The organism is Paenirhodobacter sp. (assembly GCF_041916475.1).
Lineage (GTDB): Bacteria > Pseudomonadota > Alphaproteobacteria > Rhodobacterales > Rhodobacteraceae > Rhodobacter.
On sequence record NZ_JAYRZN010000041.1, the window covers coordinates 16,668 to 27,326 of the forward strand.

Here is a 10,659-nt window from a genome sequence, read left to right on the forward strand (position 1 = left end):
GCGGCATCCGGTTCAGACGAAGGCGAGGTCGTCGAAGGCGGTCACGCCGCTGAGCAGGATCTGGTCGCGGTCCTCGCCGACCCAGAGCAGCACCGAAGCGGCACTCGCCTGCACCTTCACGATCTCGGCGCCGCCAAGGTCGATCCGGTCCTCGCCCACATGGTAATCGGTGATGCGGGTGGTCTCGCGCATGCCGTTCGCGGTCTCCGCGCCGAAGACGAACACATCCGCCCCGCCGCCGCCGGTGAGCACATCGAGCCGCCCTGCCCCGGCATGGATCAGCTCGTTGGCCCCCGTCCCCACCAGCACATCATTGCCCGAGGTGCCATGGATCTCGAACTGGAACGGTTGCGCCAGATCGACGATGGCAATATCGTCAAAGGCCGCCCCCGCCGCGCCCCAGCACCAGACCCCGGCCGCGCCGGTGGGCAGGTCGCGCACCTCGATCGGATCGGCAAACAGCGCCAGCCCATCGACCCAGGCCTGGATCTTGCCATCCACCACCTCAGCCTTCAGCGCGAAGCCCTCGCCCGGCGTATAGGTGGTAGTAGAGCGCGCGAGGTTGGTCTCGTAGCCGTCCACCACCTTCACCAGCGTGGTCAGCCCGACGCGCTGATCGATCTCGATCTTGTAGTAATTGTCCTCATCTTGCCAGTTCAGCATCAGCCCGACCGCGCCCGCGGGCGCCTTCACCTGCGTCTGGATGCTGTAATCCGCAAGCGCGGTCTCGCCGTCCCACAGCGCATAGGAGCCCTTGTGCAGCGCATAGGTGCCATCGCCCTGCGGCGACCAGCCCTTCTGCCACACATCGGCGGCATTGGCGCCCTCGTAGGTCAGCTCGCGGCTGTAGGCGCCCGCGCGCTCCACCAGCTGGCCGTTCACCACGGCCCAGTCGGCCCGGCCGATCTCGGTGGTATCGACGATCCGCCAGCCGGCATGATCGCCGTCCTCGAAGCGATCGGCCGCAATCAGCCGCGCGCCGGAGGCCACATTCACCGTCACCGTATCGGTGCTGCCATCCACGCTCAGCGTGAAGTCGTTGCGCCCCTGCCCGGCCTGCACAGTGGCCTCCAGCACCTGCGCCTGCCCCCCGCGCCCGGACCATTCCGCCCCCGCGCCGAGGGATTGCGTGCCGTCCAGCGCCACGAATTCGATGCCGTCGCCGTCCCAGTCGATCAGCACGCGGTCGGGCCCGGCAATCGCCTCCGCATCCGGCGCCCGCACCACGATATCATCGAAGATCGAGCCGCGCTGCGCGGAGGAATAGAGCCCGACCGTGCCCGAAGCGAGCGGATCGGCATCCTGAACCGCGCCGCCAAACAGCGCCACCCCGTCCATCGAGACGGCGATGCTGCCGCCCACCACCGCGATGCGCAGATCGAAGGCGTCGTTGAAGCGGTAGCCGCCGGTCTCCGTGGCCAGAACGCTGCGCACCCCGTCCTCGATGCGGATCAGCTGGCGGGTGTTGGTCGCGTTGTCGAGGGTGAGCAGGTACTGGTTGTCCGGGTCCTGATGGCGGAAGCTGAGCCCGATCGTGTCCTTGTCCATCGAGCGCAGCGTCGCCTCGATCACCTGATCGCCCCAGTTCCCGTTCTTCCACACCACAAGGTTATCGGCCTGGCTGGACTGGTCGAACAGCGCGCCCCCGGGCGCCGCGATGGCCGCGTCCGTGCCGTCGCGCACCGTGGCCGATCCCTTCACGAACAGCGCCCCGGTTTCCGATCCGGTCGAGAGATCCAGCCGCGACACCTCCGCATGGCCCACATCCGCAGCCGAAAGCGCGCCCTCGAAGGTCAGCTGGAACGCGCCCTCGGTGGCCTCCCCCGCCAGCCCGCCGGTGGCCGATACGCCCCCCATCGCCGCCACCTCGGCCGCGCTCAGCACCCGCGGCGTGAAGCCCACCGAGGCCGCATAGAGCGGCGAGGTCTCGCCATCCTCATCGGAGAAGATCAGGAAGCCCTGCGCGCTGTCGATCGTCCAGCGGGTGCCATCGGCGGTATCGGCATCCACCGTCTGGGTGCCGATCAGCGCGCCGTCCAGGTATTTGCGCAGCACCTGCGCGCCGTTCTCCACGCTGAAGGTCAGCGTGATCCGGTTCCAGCTGTCGGTCGGGATCTCGCCCTGGTAATTGCCCGAAATACCCAGGCCCGAAACCCCGCCCGACGTGCGCAGGAAAATCTCCGCATCGCTGGTGTTGGTGATGTCGGACTGGAACAGCGCGGTATAGCCGCGCGCGCTTTCGGAGGGCAGATACAGGTCATAGACCAGGGTGAAGTTCTGGATCATACCACTGGTCGTGGGCTTCACCAGCAGCCCCTCATCCTCGCTCAGCGCGCCCACCGAAGCCACCGCCGTGGCGCCCGCGCCAATCGGCGCGATGCCGAAGCCCGTATCCGTCCCGAGCCCGATCTCCGTGCCCTGCGGGGCCGCGCCCGCCTTGGCCCAGCCATCGGCATTGCCGTCGTTGAAGGTCTCCACCAGCCAGACCTTGTCGGTCTGCACGATCACGCGCTGTTCGTCGCGCGAGACCACCCCCGATGCCGTGCGGATCGTCAGCGTCAGGTCATGCACCCCCGCCCCGAGCGCCACCTGCGCCTCGCGGCCGGTGGCAATCTCGCGGCCCTCGGCATCGCTCCAGCTGTAGCTGACCGCCTCGCCGCCCGGATTGGTGGATTTCGCCCCCGACAGGCTCACCAGCGCGGTTTCCGCCCCTGCCTCGGCCTGCACCACGCGGTCGTCGCCCGCATCGGCCTCGGCCACCGTGGCCCGGCCCAGCTGCGCATCCGTCAGCTCTTCCTGATGGCCGGCATAGGCGCCCGTCAGCCCGTCGCGGTTGTAGTCCTCGGTCTCGCGCGGGGCGGTGTAATAGGTGTCGAGTTCGGTGAAATAGGTCTCGGTATAGATCGCGTCGTTTTCCGGGTCGATCGTCACCAGCCGGATCGCGCCATTGCCGCCATTGCCGCCCTGCGCCGCATCGCCCGCCCCGGTGGTCTCGCTCGCCACGCCATTTTGGTAGTTCACCAGGAACTGGAACACCGGATAGCCATAGTCGTTGTACGATACGATCGTCTGCGCGCCATCGCCGAAGATATGCCCGCCCGCCGTCATCACCACATTGGCATGCGAGGAAATCACCTCGCGCCAGATCTCCTCGCCGTCCCAGGCCCCTGCCGGATCATTGCCGAGGCCGTAGTTATAGGCCGCGCCCTCATCTTCCAGCACGGTCCCGAGCGGGTCGTGGCGGCTGTCGTAGTTGTTGTAGCTGTGCGTCACCACCATGGCCTTGCGCCCGGCATATTGGGTCAGCACCTCGTCGGCCCAGCGGAGCACATCGTCGCGCGGCCCGAATTCCAGGTTCAGCGTGATCCATTCGCTGCCATCGGCCGCGGTCCACAGGTGATAGTTGTTGTCGTAGCGCCCGGGCTCCTGGTCATAAACCCCGCCGAAGCTCGGATCCTCCGACATGTAGCCTACGGAGAAAGCATTGTTGTAATTCGTCGTCACCCGGCTGTCGGAGGAGCCCGACGTGCCGATGTCATGGTTGCCCGGCAGCACCGAGAACGACACCCCCGCCGCGCGCAGCGTCTCCATCGCATCCTTCGCCATGGTGAACTGCGACGCCGCCGCCCATTGGGTAATGTCGCCCACATGGGTCACGAAGTTCAGCCCCTTGGACGCGGCATTGTCGGCCAGCCACTGGGTCATCTCGTAGAAGGTGTGGTTGATCCCGGCGTCGGAGGTGTAGTCCTGCGTATCGGGCATGATCGCGATCGTATAGGCGCCCTCCCCCGCGACCCGGATCCGCACATTGTCGCTCACCGTCTCGCCCGCCCCGTTCACCGCCGAGATCACCAGGTCCGAAAGCCCGAGCGCCGTGAAATCGAAGGCCAGAACGCCATCGGTGATGGTGGCGCTTACCGCCTCGCCGTTGGAATTGGTCACGGTGAAATCATGCGCATTCGCGCCGAAGACCTCGCTCAGGTCATAGCGCACCGCATCGGTCGAAAGGCTCACCAGCATGTCGCGGATGCTCACATGGCCGGTGTCGCCCGGGTCCACCGGGGTCTCCTGCGGCACGATCACCTCCACCGCACCGGCGCTCACCGTGGGCTTGTAGCCCGCGAAATCCAGCGTCAGCAGCGTCGCGCCGGGCGTGCTGCCAGCCGGGCCCATCGCCGCCACCGCGCCCGCATCGAGCGCCCCTTCGGTGAGCGCGAATTGCGCCAGGTAGCCCGGCGCCACCTCGCCATCCTCGTCGCTCAGGATCAGGAAGCCCGTCCCGGCATCGAGCGTATAGCGCGCCGTCGGCATGGACTGCGTGCCCACCAGCACCCCGTCGATATATTTCGCCAGCGTCGAGCTGCCATCGCCATTGTCGGCCACGCTCAGCACGATCCGCGACCAGCTCCCCGCCGGCACCGCGCCGCTATAGGTGCTGTTGATGCCGATGCCGCCCGCGCCCGAAATGAAGAAATCCGCGTCGGAGCTGTTGTCCGCCCCGGTCTGCAGCAGCGCCTGATAGCCGCCGATCGCTTCGGGCAGGATGTCCCACATCAGGGTGAAGCTGGTCAGATCGCCGCTGCCCTCGGGCAGGCTGATGCGGATGCCCTCGTCCTGCGCATAGCCCTGATACGAGAGCACCGGCCGGTCCGCGCCCGGGGCCACGATGCCGAACTGCGCCGCGGTGCCGATCCGGCTTTCGCCCAGCTCGGCGATGGTGCCGTAATCGGATCCCTCCAGCGTCACCGCGCCCGCGCCATAGCGCAGCGCGACCGTCTCGCCCGCGAAGCTCACCTCCAGCGCACCGCCCGCCGGGCTCACCGGGAAGAAGCCCGCAGCCGATGCCTCCGGCGCCGAGGCCACGATCGCCGCCACCACATCGGCCTCCGGCGGATCGCTCAGCAGCAGCACCGAGGCCACATAGCCCGCGCCGGTCTCGCCATCGTCATCGGTGAACAGCTTCAGCCCCGCCGCCGGGTCGATCGCCCAGCGGTCGGTCTCGCCCAGGGCCTGCGTGCCCACCAGCGCGCCATTGACGAACTTGCGCATCACCGTCTCGCCATCCTCGAGCGCGACCGAGACCACGATCCGGTTCCAGGCGTCATAGGCCACCACGCCATCATAGACCCCTTGCGTACCGATCGCGGCGGTGCCGTCGCCCCGGTCGCGCAGGAACAGGTCGGCATCGCCGGTCCCGGTCTGCAAAAGCGCGGTATAGGCCCCCTCCGGCTGCGGCACATAAAGATCGAGCGCCAGCACCCATTGCGTGAGCGCCGCATCGGCCGCGGGCTTCAGCCAGACCGATTGCGCAGGGCTCAGCTTGTCGAAGGCCAGCACCCCGGCAGCAACGCCGCCGATCGCGGGCAGGCCAAAATCCTCGGTCGTGCCCAGGCTGTGGGCGGTCAGGTCGATGGTCATGGTACAGATGTCCTCGCTACGGCGGCGGCGCCGAATTGATGGCAGAGGCTTGCACCCGGAAAATCCATAGGACAAATACGTTGTTGCGCCACAATCCATAGGCCAAAGCGATGAATTTTCAGCAGATCCGCGCCTTCCATCTCGTCGCCAAGGAAGGCAGCGTCAGCCGCGCGGCCGAGATCCTCGGCCTCTCGCAGCCCACACTTTCGCAGCATATCAAGGGCTTGGAAGACCGCTACGGCCTGCGCCTGTTCGAAAAGCGCGGCCGCGGCCTGGCCCTCACCGAAACCGGCGCGCATCTCTTCAGTGTAACCACAAAGTTAATGGAGCGGGCCGAGGAGGTGGAGGATCTGCTCTCCCGGCGCACAGGCTCGGCCAGCGGCCGGCTGCGGGTGGCGAGCGACTCTCCGGCCATCGCAGTGCGGATCGTGCGGCGGATGCTGCTCAGCCACCCCGATATCGAGGTCACCATCCGCAAGAACAGCGTCGCGGGCATCGCCGAGGCGCTGCTGGAGCTGCGCGCCGATGTGGGCATCGCGGTCGATCCGCTGATCGGCAACGCGCTGCACATCTCGCCGCTGCGGCGCGAGCGGCTCTGCGCCTGCCTGCCGCGGCACAGCCCCCTCGCCGGCGAGAGCTTCCCCATCGGCCGGATCGCGGGCCAGGTCCTGATCCTGCGCGAAAAGGCCTCGCGCACGCGGGCACTGATCGAACGCGCGCTCGCGGCCGAAGGCGTGGCGCCCGCCCGGATCATGGAGGTGGAGGGCGCCGATGTGGTGCGCGAGGCGGTCGCGCTCTCGCTCGGGCTGTCGTTCATCGCCGAATCGGAATGCCCGCCCGATCCGCGGCTCAGCTATGCCCCGGTGGTGGCCCCCCGCGCCACCACCGCCTTCATCGAGAACCTGCTCGTGCGCCGCGACCGCCGCCGCGTGCCCGCGATCGCGGCCTTCCTGCAGGCCGCGCATGAGGAGCGGGTGCTGCTCGAAGGCGGGCTTCTGGCCCCCGATCCCGCGCCCTGAGCCCGCGCCCCCGCCCTCCCGTCCGGCGCAAAGAACACGCCCCCCGCGCGCGCCAGATCCCCCAAGGCCGCCTCCTGCCGCGGGGGCCGACGGCTCCCTGCCCTGCCAGCCGTGCCCAGGGCCTGATCCGGGCGGCCAGCGCCCCTCTGCCCCGGCCCGGAAAATCCTGTTCCCCGCAGCCCGCCGCCGGGAACCACCCCCTTCCCCCACAGCGCCCGACAATGGAATGGCCCGAAGCCCCCCCTCGGGCTACGAATAATACACGACATTCAAAATCGTGTTTTGGCCGAAGGCCTCCCCTGCCGGCCCACGAAGGAGACCAGAATGAAGACCGGATTGCTCCTCAGCCTCGGGCTGCTGCTCGCCGCCATCTCGCCCGCAGGCGCCCTGACCGTGGGCGTCACCCCCGGCGCGCTGGCCGATTCAATCGAGACCGCCGCCGAGGAAGCCCGCGCCCAGGGCCTCGACGTGAAAGTGGTGGAATTCAGCGACTGGACCACCCCGAACCTCGCCCTCGAAAACGGCGACCTCGACGTGAACTATTTCCAGCACCGCGCCTTCCTCGACAATGCGGTGAAGGAAACCGGCTACAAGCTCGCCGATGTCGGCCTCGGCATCCTGCCCAATATCGGCCTCTATTCCGCGAAATACACCGCGCTCGACCAGCTCCCCGAGGGCGCCCGCGTGGCGATCGCGTAGGATCCCGTGAACGGCGGGCGCGGCCTTGCGCTGCTGCAATCGGCCGGGCTCATCAGCCTGCGCGAAGGCGCAGGCCTGCGCGGTACGCTCAATGACGTCACCGCCAATCCGAAAAAGCTCGACCTCGTGGAGATCGAGGGGCCGCAGCTCGTGCGCGCGCTCTCGGATGTCGATCTGGCGCAGGGCTACCCCGCGCATTTCATCAATGCGGGCCAGGCCGATATCGCCGGGCGCGCGCTGCTCTTCTCCGGCGTGACCGACGATTATTTCGCAATCCGCTTCGCCACCCGCGAGAACAATGCCGCCGATCCGGATGTCGCCCGCTTCATCCGGATCTACCAGACCTCGCCCAAGGTGCGCGATCGGATCGACGCCTCCTACGCCCATAACCCCGCGCTCTACGTCCTGCCCTGGACGAAATGAGCCCCAGCCCGGATACAGCGATGAAACTCCCCTCCCTTCTGCTCTCCGCCCTGTTCGCCTTCGGCTCCATGGCCGCGGCCGAGCCCCTGAAGATCGGCGTCGTGCCCGGCGCCTATGGCGATGCCGTGGAGGTCGCGGCCGCGGAGGCCAAGGCCCAGGGCTTCGACGTGGAGCCGATCGAATTCAGCGACTGGACCACGCCCAATGTGGCCCTCGCCTCGGGCGACATCGACCTGAACTTCTTCCAGCATGTGCCGTTCATGACCAATGCGGAGAAACAGGGCGGATACGACCTGCACGCGGTCGCGCCCGGGATCCTCGCGAACCTCGGGCTCTATTCGCTGAAGCACAAGAGCTTCGACGAAATCCCCGATGGCGGCTCCGTGGCGATTGCGAACGATCCGGTCAACCAGGGACGCGGCCTGCTCCTGCTGCAAAAGGCGGGGCTCATCACGCTGAAAGACGGCGTGGGCTTCCTCGGCACCGTCGATGACATCACCGCGAACCCGCGGCATCTGAAATTCACCGAAGTCGAGGGCCCGCAGCTGGTGCGCATCACCGGCGATGTCGATCTCGCCCAGGGCTATCCGCATTTCATCGTCGCCGCCGGCACCTTCGACCCCACCAGCGCGCTCCTCTATTCCGGCATCGAGGACCGGCAGTTCGCGGTCAATTTCGTCTCGCGCGAAGACAACAAGGACGATCCCCGCATCGCCCGCTTCATCGCGCTGTTCCAGCAGTCGCCCGCGGTGAAGGCCCAGATCCACAAATCCTTCGCCAGCAGCGACAAGCTCTACATCCTGGCCTGGGGGGCGAAATGACCGGGCTCGCCATCGGACAGGGCCTCGCCCGCGCCGAGCCCGCCGCCGCCGCGCCGCGCCGCGCCGGCACCCTGCGCTTCGAGGGGCTGGGCAAGGTCTATACCTCCGCGGCCGGCGCCGTGCCCGCGCTCAGCGGCATCGACCTCGACATCCGCGCAGGCGAGATCTTCGGCATCATCGGCCGCTCGGGGGCGGGCAAATCCAGCCTGCTGCGCACCATCAACCGGCTGGAGGAGCCGACCCACGGCCGCGTGCTCGTCGATGGCGAAGATATCGCCGGGCTGAACGAGGCCGGGCTGGTGGCGCTGCGCCGCCGGATCGGCATGATCTTCCAGCATTTCAACCTGCTCTCGGCGAAAACCGTGCAGGAGAACGTGGCCCTGCCGCTGCGCGTGGCGGGCGTGCCGCGCGCCGAAACCCTCGCCCGCGTGCGCGAGGCGCTCGATCTCGTCGGGCTCACCGGCAAGGAAGCGAGCTACCCCTCCCGCCTCTCCGGCGGCCAGAAGCAGCGCGTGGGCATCGCCCGCGCCCTGATCAGCCGCCCCGAGATCCTGCTGTGCGACGAGGCCACCTCCGCGCTCGATCCCGAGACCACCGTCTCGATCCTCAGGCTCCTGCGCGACATCAACCGCCGCCTCGGCCTGACCGTCGTGCTCATCACCCATGAAATGAGCGTGATCCGCGAGATCTGCGACCGGGTGGTGGTGCTCGATTCCGGCCGCATCGTCGAGACCGGCCCGGTCTGGCAGGTGTTCGGCACGCCGCAGGCCGATGCCACCCGCGCGCTCCTGCAGCCGCTGCAGCATGCCCTGCCCGAAGATCTGGCCGCGCGGCTGCGCCCCGGCCCCGCGCCCCATGCCGGTGCCCGCACCCTGCTGCGGCTGAGCTTCACCGGCGCCACCCCGGCCGATACCGGTGCCCTCGCCGCCGTCCCCGGTGCGCGCATTCTCGGCTCCCGGATCGAGCGGATCCAGGGCCATTCCCTCGGCCAGCTGCTGCTCGCGCTCGCGCCGGGACAACAGGCCAGCCTCCTCGCGGGGGCGGCCGATACGCTGGAGGTGCTCGGCCATGTTGACGCCGCAGATGATTGACCGCCTGGTTCAGGCCTTTCTCGATACCCTGTTCATGGTCGGTGTGTCGGCGGGCATCGCCGTGCTGGCCGGGATCCCGCTTGCGGTGTTCCTCGTCACCTCGGAGCGCGGCGGCATCTTCCCCGCCCCCCGCCTCGGCCGCGTGCTCGGTACTCTGGTGAACGGCTTCCGCGCCGTACCCTTCATCGTGCTGCTGGTGGCGCTGATCCCCTTCACCCGGCTGGTCGCAGGCACCACGATCGGCGTCTGGGCCGCAATCGTGCCACTCGCCGTCTCCGCGACGCCCTTCTTCGCCCGGATCGCCGAAGTCTCGCTGCGCGAGATCGACCCGGGCCTGATCGAGGCCGCCCAGTCCATCGGCTGCAAGCGCTGGCATATCGTGCGCCATGTGCTCCTGCCCGAGGCCCTGCCGGGCATCATCGGCGGCTTCACCATCACCGTCGTGTCGATGATCGGCGCCTCGGCCATGGCGGGCGCGGTCGGCGCAGGCGGGCTCGGCGACGTCGCGATCCGCTATGGTTATCAGCGCTTCGATACCCTGGTGATGCTGGTGGTGATCGCGATCCTGATCACCCTGGTCTGCGCCGTGCAATTCGCGGGCGATACCGCCGTGCGCCGCCTGCGCGCACGCTGAAAAAGCGTCTCTGTTCCGGCCCGAAACGCCTTTCGGGCCGGACCTGCTTGCGGGACTGAGGCCAATCTGGGCGTAGGCGTCCGGCCTGACCGCTCTGCCGCAGCGCGATTGTGCCGGATAGTGTCCACCAAGGATAGTGGACACTATGGTGCTTGATGGCGCGGCGAACGAGGCGACTTTGGACGGATGAAGAGAAGCGGTCGATCTGCCTGCAAACGACCGCGCCGGGCGTATCCGTGGCCCAGGTGGCGCTTCGCTATACGGTGAACGCGAACCTGATCTTCAAATGGCTGCGCGATCCCAAGTATCGGCCCAAGCCCGAAACGGGATCAGAGGACGCCGGTTTGCGCTTTCTGCCGGTGGAGATCGTCAAGGAAGTGCCGGTGATCCGGCAGATGCCTGCCACAGATAACCACATCGAGATTGACTTGGTGGATGGGCACCGGATGCGCGTCAGCGGGAGCTATGATCCCGAGGCATTGGCGCGGCTGATCCGGGGTCTGACGGTTTGATCCCGGTTCCGGTCAACACGCAGGTCTGGCTGGCGGCGGGTG

6 protein-coding genes and 1 pseudogene are annotated in these 10,659 nt (G+C 68.0%); 6 read left to right on the forward strand and 1 reads right to left on the reverse strand.

The features are described 5' to 3' along the window. Window positions 1-12 precede the first annotated feature (12 nt). The gene (locus ACOMG5_RS14940) at window positions 13-5,418 is read right to left on the reverse strand and encodes a M10 family metallopeptidase C-terminal domain-containing protein (protein ID WP_420344592.1); all 5,406 of its coding nucleotides are present in this window, start codon (window positions 5,416-5,418) and stop codon (window positions 13-15) included. 110 nt (window positions 5,419-5,528) lie between these two features. On the opposite strand from ACOMG5_RS14940, the gene ACOMG5_RS14945 reads away from it, so the two are divergent. From ACOMG5_RS14945 to tnpA, 6 genes and pseudogenes are all read left to right on the forward strand, one after another. Continuing rightward, a complete protein-coding gene (locus tag ACOMG5_RS14945; RefSeq protein WP_420344593.1) occupies window positions 5,529-6,437 on the forward strand; it encodes a LysR substrate-binding domain-containing protein in 909 nt (302 codons plus the stop codon). A gap of 324 nt (window positions 6,438-6,761) precedes the next feature. Then, window positions 6,762-7,559 (forward strand): annotated as a pseudogene (locus tag ACOMG5_RS14950) (MetQ/NlpA family ABC transporter substrate-binding protein). A 20-nt stretch (window positions 7,560-7,579) separates the two neighbouring features. Then, window positions 7,580-8,380, forward strand: a complete 801-nt coding sequence (locus ACOMG5_RS14955) for a MetQ/NlpA family ABC transporter substrate-binding protein (RefSeq protein ID WP_420344594.1) — start codon at window positions 7,580-7,582, stop codon at window positions 8,378-8,380. Next, window positions 8,377-9,471, forward strand: coding sequence for a methionine ABC transporter ATP-binding protein (locus ACOMG5_RS14960; protein ID WP_420344595.1), 1,095 nt, complete (start codon window positions 8,377-8,379; stop codon window positions 9,469-9,471). Before ACOMG5_RS14955 ends, ACOMG5_RS14960 begins: the two co-directional genes overlap by 4 nt. Continuing rightward, the gene (locus tag ACOMG5_RS14965; protein ID WP_420344598.1) at window positions 9,452-10,105 is read left to right on the forward strand and encodes a methionine ABC transporter permease; all 654 of its coding nucleotides are present in this window, start codon (window positions 9,452-9,454) and stop codon (window positions 10,103-10,105) included. Before ACOMG5_RS14960 ends, ACOMG5_RS14965 begins: the two co-directional genes overlap by 20 nt. Before the next feature lie 155 nt (window positions 10,106-10,260). Beyond that, window positions 10,261-10,617: an IS66-like element accessory protein TnpA gene (tnpA, locus tag ACOMG5_RS14970; protein ID WP_420344596.1), complete on the forward strand. Its 357-nt coding sequence runs from the start codon at window positions 10,261-10,263 to the stop codon at window positions 10,615-10,617. Window positions 10,618-10,659: the final 42 nt, after the last annotated feature.